Here is a 21926-nt window from a genome sequence, read left to right on the forward strand (position 1 = left end):
TTTGCTCAATCAGCGCAATTGCCGAACTGCAACGTTGGTTGCTCCCGGCAACATCATTCCGCTCAGGCGCGCCTTTCGACGTTGCCCCCAAGCCCACATTCCGTACCACACTGCATTCCGGCTCCAACGCCATGCCTTGCGCAGCGGCCTTCGCCAATCGCCGGCAATCCGCTCAAGCCGGCGCGCAGCGGTCAACCCAAGCTTGCGGACGACCGCCTCTGGCGTGGTGAACAGCCGCGTGTTCCAGTCCCAGTAGATCGGGTACCGCAGCAGCGCTCCGGCCACCAGCATGTCGAGCGTCAGGGTGCGCTGCCGCCACGGCAGTGCCAGCGCGTCGTGCGTCAACCCCCAGCCGGCGTAGAACGGCAAGCCATAGGTGAACACGCGCTTGCCTCGCAACAAGGCATCAAAACCGGCAAGCGACGACAGCACGTGCACTTCGTCAGCGCAATCGACCAGCGAGAGCACGTCGGCCTCGGCATCGACAATGTCTGCCAGCTCGCGCGCGTGCACCAGCCCCTGCCGATTGCCCGACAACACATCCGGGTGCGGCTTGTAGACGACAAAACCATCCGGATTGCGTCTGCGCACGGCTTCCAGCAACGCTTCAGCGGTGCCGAGCGCCCCCGTACCGAAGCGGATGGAAGCATCGTCGGCCACCTGGCCCGCCACAAGAATGACGGTCTTGCCAGTCGGCGCTTTCCAACCTGGTGCGCGACGGCCAAGGTTGTACTTCGTGACGCCCAACTCAGAGACCAGTTCGCGTAGCGCCGCCGCCCGAACAAGTTCTGCATCGTCGAACTGCGTGGTGTTCAGAATGTGCGTCAGTTCGTTCGGGCTGCGCGCGTCAAAATACAGCCCCTCCCGATCCAGCACCTGGCTGCAAGGGGCGTTCATATCGGAACCCAGCCCATTCGAATGGAAGAAACCATCTTCCATACGCAGCATGGGCGCACTAGCAGGAATACCCTGCGCGCTTTTGCCGCCCCACACCACAGCGCGTTCGCCTGGCTCGATCTGCTCCGGCGTATGCGTCCAGCGCAATTTTCCACCGCCAGCGGTCAAGTAAGGCGTGGCGAACAGCCGCTTCCATCGTTGGAAACGCACGCCAGCAACGTGCTGGCAATCCGCATAGCGCGTGCGTACCGCGCGCTGCAACTCGATGCTGTCGAGCACGCGCTCGAGCGTGCCAACCCCATGGGTTTCCGGATCCAGATAGCGCACAAGCCGCAGATAGACCGCGTCGAACAGCGCGGCGAGGGTCGGGCGGTGTTGACGATCTGGCATCGGAAGGTCATCTGCTGTCAGCCCCCAGCCTGCGTAATAGGGGCACCCGAACACGCGCACCGGCACGCCCGCCAGTAGCGCGTGCATGCCTTCCGGCGCGCTCACGGTATAAACGTGGTCGATGTGCGACAACGTGGCAAAGAAGCTGAACCCTGCAGCAACGCTGCTCGCACCCGCAGGCAAATCACCGGCGCCAGATAGCCCACCAGCAGCGCCTCGCGCGGCGGGCCAGATCCAGAATTCCGCGTCGGGGTGCTCACGCTGTGCCGCCGCCGCCATGCGTGCAAATGCGGCCCGCGTTGCATCCGCACGGCACGGCTGGTCGATCAGCAGCACGCGCGGCTTGCCGCGTGATTGCATCAATTCCGGCGGACACTCTGGCACGGCATCGCGCGCGAAATCCGCTCGGGCGGCCACCACGCGCGCCATCAGGTCAGGCAGTTCCGGCGCGCTCCCAAGACAGTCGGCACTGGCAAACAAGGCTCGGAGGGCGTGCAGCAGAGGATCTCCCGCGCCGCCCGGCCCGGGCAGCATGAACCAGGACAGCATCGGCTCCCCCAGCTTGCACGTTGACCAAATCGGGCCGGGAATCAAAGCCGGCGTGGTGGAGTCAGCAAGCCGTTTAAGTCGAAGTACAGCCCGTCCAGCCCACCATTCACTCCACACACCACCCGCAATACCTGGAATCGAGGCAAGCGTGCGCCAACCACGTGTTACGCCACGCAAAGTCGAGGTGGCCGGAGACGCAAGCCGAGTCGCCACACCTGCGCAGCTCATTTAGAGCACGCCCTCGATAAACTGGTCCACCACCTCGAAGTGTTGCTGCCAGGTCGGCTCGCGAAACCCTTCAATGCGAACCAGTTGGCTCGCACGCTGCAGACTGTTTGCGGACGCATATTCCTGAATGCGCGCCATCCAGCCAGGGCCGTCGAGCGGATCAAGGTAATCGGGGATATCGCCGGCAATCTCCCGGAACACGGGCAAGTCACTGGCAATCACGGGCACGCGCATCGCAAGCGCCTCGGCCAAAGGCATGCCGTAGCCCTCCACGAAAGACGGGAACAACAGGGCCTGCGCATGATGCAGGTAGTTATGGAGGCGCGAGTCGGAACAGTCAGCTTCTTCGATGACGACGCCGCGCAGGGCAGCACAGCGTTCCAGCATGTCGATCGCGTTTTCGCACTCCCAACCGCGCCGGCCAATGATGACCAGTTTGGGGGCACGTTCGCCCAGCACTTCAACCAGGCGACGCCAGACGTGGAGCACAAACCAGTGGTTCTTGCGCGGCTCGATCGTACCCAGCATGACGAAATACGGCTGCGCAAGTGGGCGCTCGCCCACCTCGGCAGCCGGCACGCCGGAGGCTAAGCGGGCCACAACGGTTTTTGGTACCGCCCAGCCCGAACGCTGCGCTTCCTCCGTCAGGGAATCCAGCGTCGCCTGCGAATTGGCAATCACGCCCACCGCATGGCCGAGCGCCACACGCATCCGCTCCTGATGGGTCTTTCGCACGCCAGGGCGGCAATACTCGGCATGCGTGAGCGGAATTAAATCGTGCAGCATGAACACCGTTCGGATATTCCGATTTATTAACGATTGGAAATATCGCTCATATTCCAGGCCGGAATGGCTGGTGTGCAAAAGCACGCCCCGATCAAATCGCTCGCGCCGAAAGGCGCCGAGGGTAGCACGCACCATTAGCATTCGTGCATCCCTCCAACGGGTGGAATCCTGTTTTAGCAACAGCGTGAAAGCCTGTGCCGATTCCCGCTCGGACAATACGACATAGAATCCGCGCTCGCTCAGAACAGCCCGCGCGCGCGGTGCGTAGTGGCGGATATAGGCAAGGCCGACGCGATCCACACCGGTTGGCAGCGTCCGCTTTGCCAGCCTGTCCAGAAGCCGCGTGACGTCCAGAAATATCGGTAGCACTGTTTTTTATGCGAGTGTGAATCCACGCACGAAGCGCGAAAATATGCCAAAGATTCTTACTAGAAACTGCAGCAGAACTGCGTATTCTAGCGATGGGCGTGGGATACTTGTAAAGTATTGCTTAGCTTAAAGAATCTCCTCCAGAATGCGCAGCCTGTCCGCCTTATTGGCGGCCGTGTCAATTGTCGGCACGGCTAGCCTTACCGCTTGCTCCACTGTTCCCTCTTCTGGCCCGACCAGGTCGCAGGTGGCAGATGCCACCACCGAAGCCTCGGTCACCGCCGGCATCCAGATCGTCGACGTGACGGAAGAAGTGGCCCAGCGTCTTCTGGCCGAACGCCAGACGACAGACTTTGCCCGCGCCTTAGGCGACGGGGGGCAATTCCGGCAGCAGCTGGGCGTGGGCGACGTCATCGAAGTGTCTGTCTGGGAGGCCCCGCCGGCAACCCTGTTTGGCGCCACCGGCATGGACCCACGTGCTGCGCCAAGCAACGCTCGCGTCTCCGTGCTGCCCGAACAAACGATCAGCGGCGACGGCTATATCAATGTCCCGTTCGCCGGGCAGATCAAAGCCGCCGGGCGCACCACTACGCAACTGGAAAAGGACATTACCGCGGCCCTCAAGGGCAAGGCCAACCAGCCGCAGGTGCTGGTGCGGCTGTCCAAGAACGTCACGTCTTACGTGACCGTGGTCGGTGACGTTGCCGCCAGCACCCGCATGCAACTGACGGCGCGCGGTGAACGCCTGCTGGACGCCGTGGCCAGCGCCGGCGGCGTACGTCAGCCGGTGGACAAGATGACCATCCAGGTCACCCGTGGCAACACAGTGCAGACCCTGCCGCTGCAAACCATCATCCGAGACCCGCGCCAAAACGTCGCACTGCGCGCTGGCGACGTGGTCACCGCGTTGTTCCAGCCGCTCAGCTTTACCGCGCTGGGCGCGACGGGCAAGAACCAAGAAATCAACTTCGAAGCGCAAGGCATCACGCTGGCCCAGGCGATTGCTCGCGCCGGCGGCCTGGAAGATTCCCGCTCGGATGCACGAGGCGTATTCATCTTCCGCTTTGAAGACGCCAGCGCCCTGCCCTGGCCACGTCAACCGGTACGCACCACACAGAACGGCAAAGTGCCGGTGGTCTACCGCGTGAACCTGAAAGACCCTGGAAGCTTTTTCGTGGCGCAGACGTTTGTGATGGACAACAAGGATCTGCTGTACGTGTCGAATGCGCCGATTGCTGAGCTGCAGAAGTTCTTGAATGTGGTGTTTTCGGTGGCTTATCCGGTGGTGACCACGGTGAATACGTTCAAGTAATAGAAGGCGCTCCCCTTACTCGTTGATGCAAATTCAGGGAGAAAGCAAATCCTCTATATGTTGCGCAGTATGCACACGAGAAACTGCCTGCCGCGATAACAGGGATTCATTGCACGCACCCCAATCAGTCGCCGATCAGCCCCAAAATTATTTTGAACGCATTGAACACCAACCACCCCAACAGTCAATTCCCTGACAGAACGTAGGCACAACACCTCAAACAATTTCCGTGACCCCTAGAAAAATGAAGACTGTATCGATTTACGAGTTTGCCGGCTTGGAGAGCAACGAGTTCATCGAGCAATGCTATCGAAAATTGCTTGGCAGAGAACCGGATACTGACGGCAAAGCGTTCTATCTCAATCGATTGAGACAGGGAGAGTCGAGAGCCCGCGTCGTTCGAAATATCGCACGCAGCAAGGAAGCGCGGCTCAATGGCATGCACGTGCTGCACGTCCGCCGTTACGCCGCACAAACTCGACTGGCTGCCATTCCATTGCTTGGGTCTTTTGTTGCACGATCGCTGACGCCGGTCGTCGTCCAAAAGAGTGAAATCACCCCTGTGCAGCTGACTCGCCGCGAGAGCGACTCCAATATCCGTACTCAGATCTCAGAGCTACACTCGCGCCTGGATGAACTGCAAGCTGCGCACCACGAACTGAAGCAGACACTGGGATTCCTCAGCCATCATCTTTCCGCTTCAATCGATGGCACCAGCCTTTCCATCAAGGAAATGCATAAGCGGACTGATTTCAGTCTCGCTGTGCTGGGGGCATCAATGGATGGGATTCGGCAGGAGCAAAAGCGACTGTCAAATGCCCTTCGATCAGCTAATGCAGCAATCGATACCTGATTCCATGAAGTGCGCTGCAGATGCATGTAGCCAACAACTAAGAATTGTGCTGGCGCCAATGAAAATCGAGGCCGCCCTTTAGGGGTAACGCTGCATCATTGAGAACGACAGACTCCCAGAACAGAAGGATTACGCATATGACTCTCCGGTTTTCCATTGTTATCAACACGTATAATCGCGCCGCTACATTGCCTAATACACTGGCCTCCCTTGCTTACTTGCGGCACCCCGACTTCGAGGTAGTCGTCGTAAACGGGCCATCGACCGATGGAACTGAGGAAATCTTGAAGGCTTATGCGGGCCAAGTGAAAATCGGGAATTGCCCCGAGGCCAATCTCTCAAAGTCCCGCAATGTCGGGATTGCCCTCTCCACAGGGGATATCGTTTGCTTTATTGACGACGATGCCGTCCCCGAGCCCGATTGGCTCGATAAACTCGAGACAGGGTATTCCGACCCGAATGTCGCTGCCGTTGGTGGATACATTCGAAATCATACCGGCGTCGAATTCCAATGCAAGGTCACCGTTTGCGATCGTTTTGGCGATGGCCATGGCTTCGAAAGCATCGAAGCAGCCAATCCAGACGCGGGACCGAACTCGAAGCGCTATCTGGCCCTGACCGGAACAAATTCGTCCTTCCGTCGACACGCCCTGCTTGAGATCGGAGGCTTTGATGAGGAATACGCCTATTTCCTTGACGAAACGGACGTGATTGTTCGGCTGATTGACCGGGGCTACAAGGTTGAATACGTCCCTGATGCGGAGATTCATCATAAGTATGCGGCTAGCCATCTCCGTACCACATCAAAGCTACCTAAAACGATCTATCTCCCGGTACGCAGCAAAGCGTATTTCTGCGTCCAGAATGCGCTGCCAGGCACACCCTATACTGAGATTGTGTCCTTCCTTCAACGCTATGCGTCCGGCCTGAAGAAGGACAAGAAGTGGTATCTCGACAATGGGATGATTGATGCTCCGCACTATCACCGCCTAATTAGCGAGATTGACAAAGGAATCTATGATGGCGTGGCGGATGCGCACAGCCACCCCAATCGCCGCGTCATGACGCAGAAATACTGGACAGATCGGGCGCAGGAATTCCACGCCTTCAAACCACTTCTTTCTGCCGAAAAACGCCTGAAGATCTGCTTGCTCAGCCAAGACTATCCGCCCGCCCAATGCGGTGGTATCGGCGTATGGACGCATGAACTCGCGACCGGCCTCGCGAGAATGGGACATGAAGTGAGCGTCGTAACTCGGGGGCACGATCATCCGACCGTCGATTTCGAGGATGGCGTCTGGGTGCATCGGATCGTGCCTGTATGGTGGCCAGACCGCGCTACGCCGGCACTCCCCGATATTCCGCCCGTCATTCGCGACTACGCCTATACCGCGTTCGATGAAGTCCAGCGAATTCATGCTCGGCGTGGCTTGGATGTTGTGTCCTCTCCAATCTGGGATCTAGAGGGTATCGCCTGCATCGCTGACGGCAGCATTCCCACCATCCTCAGTCTGCACACGACATTCAAGCTGGCTCTTCCATTCAAGCCGGAATGGACGTCCAACCAAGAATACAAGACACATCACGTAGACAAGATCATTCGAGGGGAAGAATGGGTTTTGAATCATGCGAAACATATTCTCGCGAATTCCCATGCCGTTATCCAGGACATCGAGCGCGAATATGGCATGAAAATCTCGCGCAGCCATACATCCATCGTTCCTCACGGAATTGAGGATTACTCTGAAAAAGAATCCTTGCCATCGAAGAATAACGGCGAACAAAAACTGCTATTCGTTGGTCGGTTCGAGCGACGCAAGGGCATTGACCTGCTGCTTGAAGTCATTCCTACGCTGCTGCGCAAATACAAGAACCTTAAAGTTGACTTGGTTGGTGAAAACAATCTCCCTGCTGCGGATCAAGCCACATACAAGGATCTCTTTGTTGCCGCTCACAAGGGCCAAGCGGACATTCTGGATCGCGTGAATTTTGTAGGCACGGTATCCAAGGCAGAGTTGCTGAACGCATACCAGAACTGCGATATCTTCGCAGCGCCAAGCCGATATGAATCCTTTGGCCTGATCCTGATCGAGGCAATGCGATTTGGCAAAGCTGTTGTGGGTGCGCGCATCGGTGGGATGCAGGAAGTTGTCTCGGACGGTGTCGACGGGCTTCTGTTCAAGTCCGAAGATGCGGCAGATCTACGGCAAAAGCTCGATCAGATTCTCGGCGATCCAGACCTGCGCAACCGACTGGGTCGTGCCGCACGCGAATCCTTCGAAACTAAGTTCTCCACTGAGGTCATGTGTGATGCGGTTGCTAAAGTCTACGCACAGCTGCACCCCACTGAATCCGCCGAAGATGTACTAGGTAAAACTCCAGTAGAAGTCAAGCGCAAAGCGGCTTAATTTCAGGGGATAATAAGATCCACCAAAGCGCCGACTTTCCGGTCGGTGCTTGATCCTCAGGCAGCCCTCTATGAACAGTCCACTTCAAGCGCTCTCGCCAGAAGAGACAAGCACGGCAATCCAGCAACGACAGAATCTCTTTTCAACAAACTCTGACTTCTTTCAGTACGCAAATCAAGGCTCTTCTACACTCTTCGTTTGGTTTGGGGGCATCAACGAGCCCTTCTTCAGTTCTTCATTTCCCGAACGCTCGGGATTTGATTGCCTGTACTTCCGGGACACGAACTACGATTGGTACACCCAGGGTCTGCATGGGTTGACAGCACAATCTTCGGAACTCGTCGCGGCCCTTCGGGAGGAGATTCTTCCTGCCTATTCGCATGTCTGCTTCGGTGGTCAAAGTAGTGGCGGGCACGCTGCCCTGTATTACGGCCTTGCCTGTGAAGCCGATCTTTGCATCGTCTTTTCGCCGCAAATATCCAATCAATTTGATGGCCAATGCCGCATGTCTCCACATGTAAAGATTCCGAATCTATACGATCTTTATCGCGACGCGGCGGCAACACCAAAGGTGGTGCTCAATGTTGGACGGTCGGAGCGCGACCATCGGCATGAGTTTGAATGGAATGATTTGAAACAGATTGATGACTTCCGATCGCTCGACTGCGTGACTCTTAACATACACCCTTATGACAATCACGCCATCTCGGTAAAACTGCGCGAAGACGGTGTTCTCTATGACACGCTCTGCGGCTATGTGATGGGGTATAAGGCGCTATCCGCACAAAAGCGGGCCAAGCTGGCTTAACACGCTTTTGGAGCAGCGCAGCAGGATATTGGCATGGCAAAGCAACACCATAAGATGAACGCCTTGGACCTTGCGAGTCTAGAGGGCGAGCAGTTTCTAACCGCATGTTATCAGCAGATTCTTGGCCGAACTCCAGATGTTCAAGGCCGCACCCATTATCTACGCATGTTGGGAAACGGACACAGCAAGATCAGCATCATTTGTAGCATTGCATCAAGTCCTGAAGCACGTGCCAGAAATGAGCAGATCTCACTCCTGTGGCTACTGCGCGCGGATACGGCATTAATGAAGATCCCTGCCCTCGGAAGAATATATTCCGCGATCTGCTTGCTGTGTGCATCGAAGGAGGTCCTCAGATCTTTTCGCGTTGCACGCGCCGGCGGTAATCAGTTCGCAAGAGAAGCATCCAATGATGGGCCCACCACGTCCTTACCCGAGATGAACGCTTTGTTGAATTCACTGCGTTCGCATAACGCCCAGGCACGCGATTTCCAGCGCCGCCTCCACGCACTGGAGGAACGTTATGCAGAGTTAGCCGGAGGGATAACTGGCTCAACACCACCGGGCACCCATCCTCCAATAGATCAGCAAAGTGATGTACAAAGCAGAAGTCAGTGAGTCTGCGGCAAGTTCAGCCCAATTCAACAAAGATCCAATGTGGCAATCACCGCGCAGCATTTCGGTGGTGATCAACACGTGCAATCGGGCATCCAGTCTGGACCGCACGGTAGCCGCCTTGCTTCAGCAAGCCGGCAGTTGGCAGGAAATCATTGTCGTGAACGGTCCGTCTACTGACGAGACGGAACTTGTTCTGGAAAAGTATGCGCAACGGATAAAGATTTTTCGTTGCCCTGCACTTAATCTCTCGATGTCGCGCAACATTGGCATTGCGGCGGCTGCGGGCGATGTCGTTGCATTCATCGACGACGATGCGCTACCTGAGCCAAACTGGGCCGCACGCCTTCTAGCGGCCTACGACGATAGCGATATTGGTGCCGTGGGCGGTCCCGTTTTTGACTACACGGGACTCGACTATCAAGCCACCTTCATCGTATGCGACCGCTATGGCGCTAACTGGACTCGGATGGAGCATGACCCATCCGATCTCTACTCCTTCCCCGGTGCTTTTCAGTATAGCGCCTTAATAGGCACCAATTGCTCCTTTAGGCGCGATGTACTCCTCTCGATTGGCGGATTCGACGAAGAATACGAGTACTATCTCGATGAGACTGACGTTTGCGTTCGTGTGATTGATGCCGGGTACAAAATAAGGCAAATTCCGAATGCTTACGTCCATCACAAATTTCTTCCCAGCCATATGCGCACGGCTGCGCATACGACGGTCAATCACTACCCCATACTGAAGAATACGCTCTATTTCGCGCTAAAATATGCGGCCCCACATGTAGGGGAAGATTTGGTTGATCAATATATTGAATCAATCTACCAGAAGCATTTGAGCGATGCCAGGATCTCGGCGAAGACCAAGCGACTCGATCCAGCCGTTCTTCAAGCGTTGCCCCGCGTATATGAAAGAGCCAAAACTGATGCTCGCGCAAGGGCATTCCGAGAAGATCCTCGGCACATTAGTGCGACGACTCTGAGCGCGTATCGCTCGCAGTTTCTTCCGTCTGCGGAGGGGGGGGATCCGTCCTCACCCGACGAAAAACTCACAGTCGCCCTGTTATGCCGGCATTATGATTTTGTCGACTCAGGCATTGCCAGGTTCATCGGCGTTCAAGCTCGGGCCTTGGCTGCAATGGGTCATACGGTCCACGTCCTGACTTCCTCTCAGAAAGAGTCGTCGGTAGATTGGGAACATGGGGTTTGGGTGCACCGCATACTCACGGGATGGCACGATAGAGCTACCGATCCCGCAGTACCCCAAGTTCATATAGATCAATGGTGCCACTCAATGTCGGTCTTGCAGGAGATCGCGAAAATTCATGAGCGGCATCAGATCGATGTTGTCGAAGCACCATTATGGGATAACGAGGCCATCGCGCTGGTAGCATCGAGGCGCTTCCCTGTCGTGGTGAGCCTTCAAACTTCGCAAGCTATCGCCCTCGAAAGCCATCCGGAATGGCAAGATAACCAGAAGTTTATGAGGGAAGTAGTCTCGCCCACCATTGACGGAGAGAACTACGTGCTGCAGCACTGCACTGTGGTTCGAACTATCAGTCGCGCCATTGCAGACGATATTTTCTCTCGCAATAGCGTAACGTTACCCACCGAAAAGTTGGCGCTATGCCATTTGTCACTGGAAGATAGAGCGCAGAATGCAGCCCTCGCAACAGTAGATGAGGATCTTGTTCTTTTTATCGGACGACTGGAACTTCGTAAAGGTATTGATACGCTGCTGCAGGCCATTCCTTTGGTTCTTGCACAAGTACCTCACGCTCGCTTCGTCATCATCGGCGACGACACCCTTCCTGCCGGAAGAAACGATCGTACGTTTCGCGAAATTTTCGAATCAGAGCATCCGGAGTATCGCGACATCGTGCGCTTTACGGGGCGCATTAGTGATGCTGAAGTAGATGACCACTTCCGCCGTGCTAGATTGTTTGTGGCGCCTTCTCGCTACGAGTCTTTCGGGCTCATCTACGTCGAAGCAATGATGTTCGGCGTCCCAAGCATAGGCTGTGAAGTTGGGGGAATCGCGGAGGTCATGGGAAACGGTAACAGCGGAGCGCTTGTGCCGGTCGATGATCCGATCGGACTTGCCCAAGCCGTAATCCGTGAACTCACTGACACAAGCGGTGTTGCCTTGAAGCGCCTGCAGGCGAGAACAAGTTACGAATCGCGGTTTACGCCGGATTTGATGGCACACAGAATAACGAAGATCTATCAGCAAGCGATTCTTGCGCACAAGAACCAGACCACCACCGCAAGCAATATCGAAAAACGAACGCTGTGAGAGATGATGAGTGAATTATGCAACACTAACCCTCACACCCCGTCGCAATTGAGCTTACTCTTAGGAAGGTAGTGTTTCTCCGTGCAATTCCACATGCGACAATGGAATTGTAAGGACACCCCCGATGCCTCCAGCATTTTATGCAATTAAATTGAATACCTCTGGATTTAATAGAAGCCATAGAGTCTATCAATATCTGCGAAAAGTCTCGCACCAATTTCTCTATGGAATAATCTGACATGCCTACCGCAATTATCACTGGCATCACAGGGCAGGATGGCGCCTACCTCACCCAGTTGCTCTTGGAAAAGGGCTACATGGTCTACGGGACGTATCGCCGCACCAGCTCAACCAACTTCTGGCGCATTGAAGAGCTCGGCGTGGCCAACCATCCCAATCTCTGCCTGGTCGAATATGATCTGACCGATCTGAGCGCGGGCATCCGACTCCTTCAGACTACGAAGGCAACTGAAGTCTACAATCTCGCGGCGCAGAGTTTTGTTGGGGTATCGTTTGAGCAGCCCGTGACGACTGCCGAGATCACCGGCATCGGCACCCTCAACCTGCTCGAGGCAATTCGCATCGTCAATCCGGAAGTTCGCTTCTATCAGGCCAGCACCTCAGAAATGTTCGGCAAAGTCCAAGCCGTTCCTCAAAACGAAAATACTCCGTTTTATCCGCGTAGCCCCTATGGCGTGGCGAAGTTGTACGCCCATTGGATGACGGTCAATTATCGTGAGAGCTACAACATCTTTGGTAGCAGCGGCATTCTTTTCAATCATGAGTCACCGTTGCGCGGCCGCGAATTCGTAACCCGAAAAATCACCGATAGCATTGCCAAAATTCACTTGGGTAAGCTCGACGTGCTTGAACTGGGAAACCTCGACGCAAGGCGCGATTGGGGCTTTGCCAAGGAGTACGTTGAAGGCATGTGGCGCATGTTGCAAGCTGATCAACCCGACACCTATGTACTGGCCACCAACCGGACGGAATCGGTCCGTGAGTTTGTAACGATGGCGGCCAAAGTCGTGGGGACCGATATTGCCTGGGAAGGCCTAGGGGAAAAGGAGACTGGCTACGATGCAAAAAGCGGCAGGGTGATCGTGAAGGTCAACCCGAAGTTTTACCGATCGGCCGAAGTTGACCTGCTGATCGGCAACCCAGAGAAAGCTCGCAAGGAGCTCAACTGGGAGCCAAAGACAACCCTTGAGGAACTTTGCCAGATGATGGTGGAAGCGGACATCCGCCGCAATCGGGCAGGTTTTTCGTTCTAAGGCATGGCAAAGGTCCTGATTACGGGCGTCCAGGGGTTCACCGGGCGGCATTTGCTTGAAGAACTGCTGCGTGCCGGACACGAAGTTTGCGGCTTGGAACCCATGCCCGCGCCCGAGGCAAAGGTGCCGGTGCATGCGTGTGACTTGCTGGACCACGTTGCGTTGGCGAAAGTGCTCGCGAGAGAGCAGCCCGATATGGTCGTGCACTTGGCAGCCATTGCGTTTGTAGCCCACGGCGATGCCCGAGCAATCTACGATACCAACGTGGTGGGCACCCGCAATTTGCTGGATGCGATTCATACGTCTGGCTGCCGACCGAGGTCTGTATTGCTGACCAGCAGCGCCAACGTCTACGGCAACGCGGACCGCGAGATTCTTGACGAGTCCACTCCGGCTGCTCCAGCCAATGACTACGCCGTTAGCAAGCTGGCCATGGAATACATGGCCAAGCTCTGGGAAGACAAGCTGCCTATCACTATCGCCCGACCGTTCAACTACACAGGTGTCGGACAGTCGCCCAAGTTCCTGCTGCCTAAGATCGTCTCGCACTTCCGCGAGCGCAAGCCTGTGCTGGAACTGGGGAACCTGCACGTCGTCCGCGATTTCTCCGACGTGCGAAGCGTGGTAGCCGCCTACGCCCGCCTGCTCGACGGACGATTTGCGGGCCAGACCTTCAACGTCTGCTCCGGTACTGGCTATGCGTTGAAGGAGGTGCTAGCCATGCTGAGCGATCTCACGGGATACCAGCCGGAGATCAAGGTAAATATGGCGTTTGTGCGCGCCAACGAAGTACACACGCTAATCGGCAGCAGCGCTAAGTTGCGTAAGGCCGTTGGCGCATTGCCAACCATTGCGTTGCGCGACACATTGCAATGGATGCTGGAAGCTGAGGAATGAAGTTGATCTTGGCGGTGGATGCGATCGTGCCACCATTGACGGGCATCGGCCGCTACGCATGGGAACTGGCTAGGCACTACACGCAGCCGCAAATGGGGGTGGACCGGGTTCGCTTCTTCTTTGCTGGCCGCTGGGTGGAGGATCCCGCCTCGCTTCTACAGCCTGCCGCAGCTCAGCCGCGTCGGCGCAAGGGCTTGCTGCCCCGCATGCCCGCCAGCCTGCGCCGCTGGAACATGCGGCGCCAGATCCAAGGCCAGGTATTCCATTCGCCCAACTACTTCCTACCTGAGGTGGTGGATGGCGGTGTCGTCACGGTGCACGACCTGTCCGTCTTCAAATACCCCGAGACCCATCCGGCGGAGCGCTTGCGGCACTTCGAACAAGGGTTTGCTTCCACACTGAAGCGGGCCGCGCATCTTGTCACCGATTCCGAGGCAATTCGTGCAGAGGTGATCGAGTACTTCGGCTGGCCTCATGACAAGGTCACTGCAATCAAGCTTGGCGCGCCGGCCGAGTACCGGCCGCGCCCCCATGCGGAACTGATTGTGGCCCTAAGGGCGTATGACTTGGCGCCAGGCGCCTACGCGCTTTGCGTCTCCACGCTGGAGCCACGCAAGCGCATCGACCGCCTGCTCGCTGCCTATAGCGCCCTGCCCTCAGCGTTGCGCGACGGCTGCCCGCTCGTGCTGGCAGGCAGCAAGGGCTGGCTAAGCGACACGTTGCAGGCGCAGATTGAGCGCGGCCAAAGCGAGGGATGGCTGCACTATCTGGGCTTCGTGCCCGAGCCCGTTCTTCCCTTGCTCTACGCGGGTGCGCGTGCCTTTCTCTACCCTTCGGTGTATGAAGGCTTTGGCCTTCCAGTACTGGAGGCCCTTGCCAGCGGCGTCCCCACCCTGACATCAAACTGCTCGTCGCTCCCCGAAGTTGCGGGCGGTGCCGCATGGCTAGTCGAGCCTGATCATGACGAGGCGCTGCGCGAAGGGATAGAACAGGTGCTGACTGACCAGTCTTGGCGCGACAGTGCGGTCGCGCTGGGCCTGCGCGTTGCTACATCACACAGCTGGCAGCAGTGTGCCGCCCAGACCCTGGATTTATGTAAGCGCTTTGCCTGAATTGCCGCTTGGTATTACGCCACGTCGGCCAACAATGTCTTGAGTTGCGCAGCACTGGCACTCCAACTTAGACGACGTAGACAGTCACTGCGCGGTGCCTGGCCCGACTGCAGCTGGCTCAGCCAGGCAGCGAACTGTGGCGCAAGCTCTGCCCCTGTACTGCCAGTGAAATAGCTGGCATCCTCACCCGCCACTTCTCGGAATACGGGCAAATCGCGCGCAAGGATTGGCATGCCATAGTGGGCAGCTTCCACCAGTGGCAGGCCGAAACCCTCCGCCTCGGAAGCCATCAGCAACCCTCCAAGGCCACCATATAGGCCCGCCAGTTGTGCATCGCTCACGTCGGTCAGCCAGATCAGCCGATTGCCGGCTTCAGGGTGCGCTCGCAGGCGTTGCGCGAGTGAAGTCACATGCCAGCCTTCCCGCCCCGCAATAACCAGCGTGACGTCGTGCCCCTGCATCCATAGTTGCTCGAACGTTTCCAGCACCTGTGCGTGCCCCTTGCGCGGCTCGACCGTGCCAACCATCAGCACACTTCGACGCAGGGCAATAGGGCTTCTCCCCCCCAACGGCGCCCCAAGATCCGCCACCTCGCCCTGCAACACAGCCGGCAGCTCGGCGCCAAGGTGGAACCAGCCAGGGGCCAGTTCGCTGGCCGCAATACCGCCGCGCTGCCACAACCATTCGGCCACTTCATCCGCCACTGAACGGGAAATGCAGCACAGCGCATCGGCGTGTACGACGACCGTACCCAGCCAATGCCGGAACGACTTGCGCGCACGTGGCGTAAACCACTCGGGGTGCAACACCGGCAAGAGGTCATAGATGACGAACGCAAAGCGCACGCCTTGGGCGCGCCAGTCAAGGAACTCACGTTGTCGGCTGGGCGCAATGCGGCTGCTCAGGTCAAGTCCGAGAAAGACATCCCCGGAGCCAACGCATAAAGGTGAATCTTCGCACGGCGTCGCCTCGGCTTTGAGCGAAGAGAGATAAGCATCGGCGTACCGGTATGCAGCCTTGCGAGTGGCCCGAACGGGGCGGACTTCGAAGCCCGCCGGTGGCTCCTTAAGCAGCTCCAGCAGCAGGGAACGGACCACGCGCTGGATACCTGTGCCTGCATCATGGGCAGCAATGATCGACACATCGACCAGCAACTGGCGGAGCTCGCCTGTTCCCGGCTGCCGATGATTCGACGGCACCGGCCGCATTGCGGCGACGGCTCGTCGCGCCGCGCCTGCCCAGCGTGCAGATCCCCAGATGGCGAGAAACTGCAGCGCAGCCGCCCTGGCCTTCTTATACATTTGGGCTCGCCGTGCAGATGGACGGTGACACAATCACCGCATCCTCAGCCTGCGCTTTGCTGATAGAACGTGTAAGCCTCATCGATCTGCTCGAAGGTATGCAGCTTGCCTTGGACCAGAACGGCTGCACGATCACAGTGCTCGCGAATGTAGCCGGCATCATGACTGACGATAATCAGCGCCCGATCGCTGCGGCGTTCGAACAGCTCCTGGTGACACTTGGCGTGGAAGCGGCTGTCGCCCACTGCTACGATTTCGTCGATCAGGAAGCAATCGAATTCGATTGCCATCGAGATAGCGAAGGCCAAGCGCGCACGCATACCTGCGGAATAACTTTTGACGGGTTCACGCAGGTAGTAACCGAGTTCGGAGAACTCCTGGACAAAGGGCTCAGCCGCCTTTGCATCTGCGCCATATACGCGGCAAATAAAGCGCAGATTGTCCATACCCGTCAAGCTGCCCTGGAACGCACCACCAAAGGCAAGCGGCCAAGAAACGCTCATCGCGCGCGCAATCTTGCCCGAGGTCGGCAATTCGGCCCCGCTGATCATCCGGATCATGGTGGACTTTCCGGCGCCGTTGCGACCGAGAATACCGATCTTCTCGCCTGGGGCCACGCTCAGGTTAATCCCATCCAGCACCCGCCGGCGCCCCTGACGGGTGTGGTAATCCTTGCAGACGTTCTGAAGCCGGATCATTCTGGTTCAACCCGCTTGCTAGCATCTCGAGTCAACAGGAGCCCCAGGAACAAGAGGACCAGATCGGCGATCACCATGTACTCGACGTCGTAGTGGGGCTTCACCAATGACCCGAAGTAGCCAGCACGAAGCATCTCGACACCATGGACCATCGGTAGCAGCAGAATTAGTTTCTGTGCGCTGACCGGCAGCCATTCAACCATGAACACCGCCCCCGACAATGGGAACAGAATGTAGGCAATAGTGTGCCAAAGCCGGTCGATTGCCTCACTGCGTTCGCTGAGCGCGCCTATGACCAGGCCTAGGCCGGTGCCGAAGAAAGCTAGAAAGATCCATCCTGCAAGCACCAGCGACAAGTTCTGCGGCACATCCATCAGACCGATGATCACGAAGAAGGTAGTCAAAGCAACCGCGGAAATCGTTGCACCCGAAATCTCAAGCAGCAGACGGGCGAAGAACAAATCGATCACCCGCACATTTCGATGATAGAGAAGGCTTAGATTGGGCTGGATCGCCAATGCACAGCGGTTTGCGCAGTTTCGCCAAAGCAAGACTGAAGAGTAGCCCGTCACCGCGAATGCGGTTATTGGAAGATTCGAGCCGTGGGTCGCCTTCGTCAACGTCCACAACGCGGTCACGCCGAGCGTGAACATCATCGGCTCGAAGAATACCCATAGAAAGCCGATGTTGTGACGTCCGTAACGGGTGATGATCTCCCGCATCAACAGCGCGCCAACGACGCGCAACTGAATTTGCAGTGACCTAAGGAAAGGTGTTTCGTGATGGACTTCGCTCATCTTAGTCGTGATGCTCGCGCACACCTGTCACCAGCAGGCTCAGAACGCCCCACGCAATCATGCCGAGAGCAAATACCTCAAAAATCCGCTTCAACCGCCTCGGCTCAATGGCCACATCCGGCTGATTCGGCTGCACCAGCCGCTCCAGATAGAGTTGCTTGCGCTGTGCTTCGGCTCGAGCGCTCTCAAGTGCAGTCATCGCTGATGCCAGTTGCTTGTCAGCAAACTGCGAGTCGAGCTGAAGCCGAGTGTAGTTCGCGGCCTTGTCCGACAACGAACCCTTGCCGCCCGTCACACCGCCCGTTGCTTCCTGAATCTGCTTCTCGACCGCGGCAATATTGGTCTTCAGCACAGGAATCTGCGGATTCTGCGGAGCAATGGCTTGGAGTTGGGACAATTGCGTCTGCGCACTGAACAGTTGCGCCTGCAGCGTCGTTACCTGCTGCAGCTGTAGGGCGGACTGCCTTTCCGGATCAAAGACCGTGTTTGATTTGCGATATGCCGCTAGCGCCGCCGCTGCGTCCTTGGCCTTGGAGGTGGCGGTTTCCACTTCACCGCGCGCAAACTGCACCATGTCTTTGGCAGCACGCTCGTTCATGCGGTTGATCAGGTGCTCGCTCAATTCCAGCAGAGACTCGTTGATCTTGACCGCGTCTTGCGAGGTGAACGAACGCACCTGCAGCGTGGTGATCGCAGAAGTGGTATCGAACTCAACCGCGACCACGCGCTTGTTGTAGTACTTCCACAGCGACTCGAAGCTGTCGTCGAACTGTCGAAGGAATCGGCTCAGCAGATCCCCTCGGTTGCCATACGCATCGAGAATGTAGTTGCCTTGGTTGAGTTCCTTGAGGGCGTCGCGCGATTCGATGTAGTCGATCACGGGATACGTGTCATCCTGCGCCCGCGAGAAACCAGTGCCTTGCAGGAGCGCACTCAGGCTGCCACTCTGGCTTTGCCGTTGCGGACTGCGCACGACAAAGCGCGACTCAGAGACATAGATGTCGGACGCAATGAAGCCGAAATAGACCGATGCGAGAACGGTCGGCACCACGACGGTACCGAGAAAGAGCCGGTTAACGCGTTTCAAACGCAACCAAAGCCCATTCTTGCTTTTGGTCGCCTCAGCGGCCGTGTCTTCCCTCAGTACTGTATCCAACGTATTTTCCAAAACAGTGCGGCTCGGTGTCGCGCAGGGGCTGGTTCCCTGACCTTGGGTAAGTGTTCAACACCGGGCAATTCATCGAGAAAAGCAGAGTTATCTGCGCCGTACCGGTCCAATATGACAGCTGCATGCAACCACTGCGGAGCCGCCATTTGGGGGCACTGATTATAGCCAGCGCGTCGCTGCGGCGCTATTGCACGCCGCTTCCAGTTGCATTCGATAGACAAAGCCTCCGAGGATTTTTTCTAACGAGGCATGGCCGCTTACGGTATCCTCCCACCCTGCCCGAAGGGTTACCACGGCTGGCCTCGTCATGCCGCACGGGCCTCGTTGCCCCACCTCTTCCTTTTTTAATCATTCATTAACATTTGGCCGGCCGCCCCGCTTTCTCATTGATGCGCCGATCTTTTCTCGCCCTGCAAGGCACGGCTTCTCCATTCTTCCGCCAGTTGCTGTCTGCCCTAAATGAGCGCGGACACCGCGTGCAGCGCGTGAACTTCTGCGGCGGCGACCTTGCATATGCCGGAACCGAGGCTGGATTCAATTATGTAGACGACTTCCAAAGTCTTCCTGGCTGGTATTCCGATCTGCTTAAATCGGGCGACTTTACTGACATCCTACTCTTTGGGGATTGCAGAAAAATTCATAAGCCGGTATATCCGCTCGCTGAGCAAAACAGTGTTCGTGTAAACGTTTTTGAAGAAGGTTATGTCCGGCCGCATTGGCTTACCATGGAGGCGCATGGGGTCAATGGCCGTTCACGCTTGCCGCGTGACCCGGCCTGGTATCGCGAGCATCGCGCTGTGACGCCGCCCAGCCCCGCTGGCCAGACCACCGGTTACAACCTCTACGAACGGGCCTTCCACGACATCCGCTACCGCATGGCTAATGCCTTGTACGCCAGTCGCTTTCCTCATTACGAAAGCCACCGCCCCCACAATGGCTACCGCGAATACCTAGGGCTGGCCAGGCGCCTGCTTCAGAAGCGCCCGCACAAGGTCGAGGCGGAACGGCTTACCGAGCGCCTTCTGACAAAAAAGCTGCCCTATTACCTGTTTCCGCTGCAGCTGAATTCGGACTCCCAAATTCAGGTCCATTCGCCGTTCGATAGCGTCCGGCAGGCGATTGACCGGGTGCTCACGTCATTCGCGGCGCATGCCCCTGCGGATGCGCTGCTGATCATCAAGAATCATCCGCTGGATACCGGGATCATCGAGTATCGCCGCTACGCCAGGGAAACCGCAAAGGCGCTCGGCATGGCCGACCGCATTGAATTCATCGATGCGGGCCATCTGCCGACCTTGCTCGACCATGCGCGCGGCGTGGTGGTGGTCAACAGCACGGTCGGCTTGTCCGCCCTGCACCACCGCCGTCCGCTGATCGCGCTGGGCACGGCGATCTACGATATGCAGGGCATGACCTGGCAAGGCTCCCTGGACGCTTTCTGGCGAGAGGCCGAAGGACCGGACATGGCGCTATACCAAGCGTTCCTGGACTACCTCGTGCACCACACGCAGATCAACGGCGACTTTTACACACGCACAGGCATTGCCATGGCCACGGCCGGTGCGGTGAAGCGACTGGAGACGACAGCCCATGACTGATCGCCACCCCCGTTGCATCGTCATTACTGGCGCCAGCGCAGGGATTGGCCAGGCGCTGGCCCACGCCTATGCAGAGCCCGGCGTCACGCTGGGGCTGGCCGCACGCGATGCTGCGCGGCTGGAAGCCTGCGCGGAGCAATGCCGGCAGGCGGGCGCCACCGTGGTCACCGCGCAAGTGGACGTTCGTGACGCCAGCGCCGTAGCCGCGTGGCTGACAGCGTTCGATGATACACACCCGATCGACCTGCTGATCGCCAACGCCGGCGTGGCAAGCACGCTGTCTTCGTCGAGCGACTGGGAAGACCTGGCACGCACGCGCGAGGTGTTTGACACCAATTTCTACGGTGCATTCCACACCCTGCTGCCTGTGCTGGAGCGCCTGCGCGCGCGCAAACGCGGGCATGTGGTGGTGGTCAGTTCGCTCGCGGCCATCCGCGGCATGGCCATCTCGCCGGCCTACTGCGCCAGCAAGTCGGCGATCAAGGCCTATGGCGAGTCGGTGCGGCCGTTGCTGGCAGCCGATGGGGTGCGCCTGTCACTGGTCTTCCCCGGCTTCGTCAAGACGGCGATGAGCGATGTCTTTCCCGGTGACAAGCCCTTCCTGTGGTCGGCCGAAAAGGCGGCGCGATATATCCGCGCCAAGCTGGAGGCCGGGCGGGCGGAGATCGCATTTCCGGCGCTGCTGGCGCTCGGCATGCGCCTGCTGCCGCTGCTGCCCCCACTGCTGGGCGACCGCATCTTGGACCGGCTGTCCTATCTGCCCCGGGCAGAGCGCTGACGCAACATGCCGGGCACAGTCATCCTCCTGCTTGCCCTAGCGATGTCGTTCCTACCGGACGCCATCGCCTTGCCGCGTTCCGCACCGCCGTGGCGGCGCAGTGCGGCCGCCCTTGCCACGCATGTTTTTTCTGTGGCGACAGTGTTCCTGCTGACGTTGGCGATATCGGCACGCCCGCTGTTTGCGGGGTTCGTAGCCGTGTCGCTGACGGCGCTGCTGGCCGTGGTCAGCAACGCCAAGTACGCATCGCTGCGTGAACCACTGGTCTTCACGGACCTGAGCCTGTTTAGCCAGCTGTTCCGCCATCCACGCATGTACTTGCCGTTCCTGAGCCTGCCCAACGTGTTGGCACTCGGCGTTGGTGTGGCGGTCTTCGTGGCGGTGCTGGTGCTGAGCACACCGCTGCCAGATGCCCCACGAGGGCTGCTTCTGGCAGGCGCTGCAGCCTGTGCCCTTGTACACGCGTTGGCTGCGCGCGCGCTGCCACTGGTGATACAGCCCGACGCTGACCAACGCCTACACGGCTTCTATGCGGTGTTCGTGGCCGGCCTGCTCAATGGCCTGCGCCCCTCCACGGCAGCGGCACTGCAAACGGCGATGAGCCGTGGGCCGTTCTCGCGCACTGCAGAACCAGCCGTACGACCGGACGTTATCGTCATCCAAAGCGAGTCGTTTTTCGATGCACGCCGGCTTGGGGCAGCGGTGCGCGCCGATCTGCTACCGAACTTCGACGCGGCATGCGCAGCAGCAATACAGTGCGGCCAGCTGGAAGTCCCGGCCTGGGGC

The 21926-nt window shown here is 58.0% G+C and carries 17 protein-coding genes and 1 pseudogene; 12 read left to right on the top strand and 6 right to left on the bottom strand.

Features of this window, described 5'->3' with window-relative positions:
• Positions 1-9 precede the first annotated feature (9 nt).
• Positions 10-2064: a capsular polysaccharide biosynthesis protein gene (locus C404_RS46005; RefSeq protein ID WP_049285488.1), complete on the bottom strand. Its 2055-nt coding sequence runs from the start codon at positions 2062-2064 to the stop codon at positions 10-12.
• Entirely contained in the window at positions 2065-3219 is a 1155-nt protein-coding gene (locus C404_RS0130090) for a glycosyltransferase family 4 protein (protein WP_031329551.1), read from the bottom strand. It abuts the gene before it with no gap.
• A 145-nt stretch (positions 3220-3364) separates the two neighbouring features.
• On the opposite strand from C404_RS0130090, the gene C404_RS46010 reads away from it, so the two are divergent.
• The 9 genes from C404_RS46010 (at position 3365) to C404_RS46050 (ending at position 14800) form a co-directional block, all read left to right on the top strand.
• Positions 3365-4531: a polysaccharide biosynthesis/export family protein gene (locus tag C404_RS46010; protein ID WP_031329553.1), complete on the top strand. Its 1167-nt coding sequence runs from the start codon at positions 3365-3367 to the stop codon at positions 4529-4531.
• A gap of 244 nt (positions 4532-4775) precedes the next feature.
• Positions 4776-5384, top strand: a complete 609-nt coding sequence (locus tag C404_RS46015) for a DUF4214 domain-containing protein (RefSeq protein ID WP_021195534.1) — start codon at positions 4776-4778, stop codon at positions 5382-5384.
• A gap of 137 nt (positions 5385-5521) precedes the next feature.
• Positions 5522-7792, top strand: a complete 2271-nt coding sequence (locus C404_RS59400) for a glycosyltransferase (RefSeq protein WP_049285489.1) — start codon at positions 5522-5524, stop codon at positions 7790-7792.
• Between the two features lie 70 nt (positions 7793-7862).
• Positions 7863-8600 carry a hypothetical protein gene (locus tag C404_RS58870; protein ID WP_021195539.1) on the top strand — a complete coding sequence of 246 codons (738 nt, stop codon included), beginning with the start codon at positions 7863-7865 and terminating at the stop codon, positions 8598-8600.
• Between the two features lie 33 nt (positions 8601-8633).
• Positions 8634-9218, top strand: coding sequence for a DUF4214 domain-containing protein (locus C404_RS59405; RefSeq protein WP_080981137.1), 585 nt, complete (start codon positions 8634-8636; stop codon positions 9216-9218).
• A complete protein-coding gene (locus tag C404_RS46035) occupies positions 9196-11517 on the top strand; it encodes a glycosyltransferase (protein ID WP_049285490.1) in 2322 nt (773 codons plus the stop codon). The genes C404_RS59405 and C404_RS46035 overlap by 23 nt, the downstream gene beginning before the upstream one ends.
• 239 nt (positions 11518-11756) lie before the next feature.
• Positions 11757-12791 carry a GDP-mannose 4,6-dehydratase gene (gene gmd / locus C404_RS46040; protein WP_021195541.1) on the top strand — a complete coding sequence of 345 codons (1035 nt, stop codon included), beginning with the start codon at positions 11757-11759 and terminating at the stop codon, positions 12789-12791.
• 3 nt (positions 12792-12794) lie between these two features.
• Positions 12795-13688, top strand: coding sequence for an NAD-dependent epimerase/dehydratase family protein (locus C404_RS46045; protein ID WP_021195542.1), 894 nt, complete (start codon positions 12795-12797; stop codon positions 13686-13688).
• A complete protein-coding gene (locus C404_RS46050) occupies positions 13685-14800 on the top strand; it encodes a glycosyltransferase family 4 protein (RefSeq protein ID WP_021195543.1) in 1116 nt (371 codons plus the stop codon). The genes C404_RS46045 and C404_RS46050 overlap by 4 nt, the downstream gene beginning before the upstream one ends.
• Positions 14801-14814: 14 nt before the next feature.
• Here C404_RS46050 and C404_RS46055 read toward each other — a convergent pair whose 3' ends face one another.
• The 4 genes from C404_RS46055 to C404_RS46070 are packed head-to-tail and all read right to left on the bottom strand — an operon-like array spanning position 14815 to position 18752.
• Positions 14815-16101, bottom strand: a complete 1287-nt coding sequence (locus C404_RS46055; protein ID WP_021195544.1) for a glycosyltransferase family 4 protein — start codon at positions 16099-16101, stop codon at positions 14815-14817.
• 44 nt (positions 16102-16145) lie between these two features.
• Positions 16146-16799 (bottom strand): ABC transporter ATP-binding protein, encoded by a 654-nt coding sequence (locus tag C404_RS46060; RefSeq protein ID WP_021195545.1) that lies wholly within the window; start codon positions 16797-16799, stop codon positions 16146-16148.
• Positions 16796-17596 carry an ABC transporter permease gene (locus C404_RS46065; RefSeq protein WP_031329556.1) on the bottom strand — a complete coding sequence of 267 codons (801 nt, stop codon included), beginning with the start codon at positions 17594-17596 and terminating at the stop codon, positions 16796-16798. The genes C404_RS46060 and C404_RS46065 overlap by 4 nt, the downstream gene beginning before the upstream one ends.
• 1 nt (position 17597) lies before the next feature.
• On the bottom strand, positions 17598-18752 hold the full coding sequence (locus C404_RS46070) for a hypothetical protein (protein ID WP_374754737.1): 1155 nt from the start codon (positions 18750-18752) through the stop codon (positions 17598-17600).
• A gap of 401 nt (positions 18753-19153) precedes the next feature.
• Between C404_RS46070 and C404_RS0130105 the strand changes: the two genes are divergently transcribed.
• The 3 genes and pseudogenes from C404_RS0130105 to C404_RS46080 all read left to right on the top strand — a co-directional run.
• Positions 19154-20362: a capsule biosynthesis protein gene (locus tag C404_RS0130105; RefSeq protein WP_031329558.1), complete on the top strand. Its 1209-nt coding sequence runs from the start codon at positions 19154-19156 to the stop codon at positions 20360-20362.
• A complete protein-coding gene (locus C404_RS46075) occupies positions 20355-21140 on the top strand; it encodes an SDR family NAD(P)-dependent oxidoreductase (RefSeq protein ID WP_021195549.1) in 786 nt (261 codons plus the stop codon). The genes C404_RS0130105 and C404_RS46075 overlap by 8 nt, the downstream gene beginning before the upstream one ends.
• Positions 21141-21146: 6 nt before the next feature.
• Positions 21147-21926 (top strand): annotated as a pseudogene (locus C404_RS46080) (LTA synthase family protein); the annotation flags it as partial.

The sequence above is a fragment of the Ralstonia sp. AU12-08 genome (assembly GCF_000442475.1).
In the GTDB taxonomy this organism is placed as follows: Bacteria; Pseudomonadota; Gammaproteobacteria; order Burkholderiales; family Burkholderiaceae; genus Ralstonia; species Ralstonia insidiosa.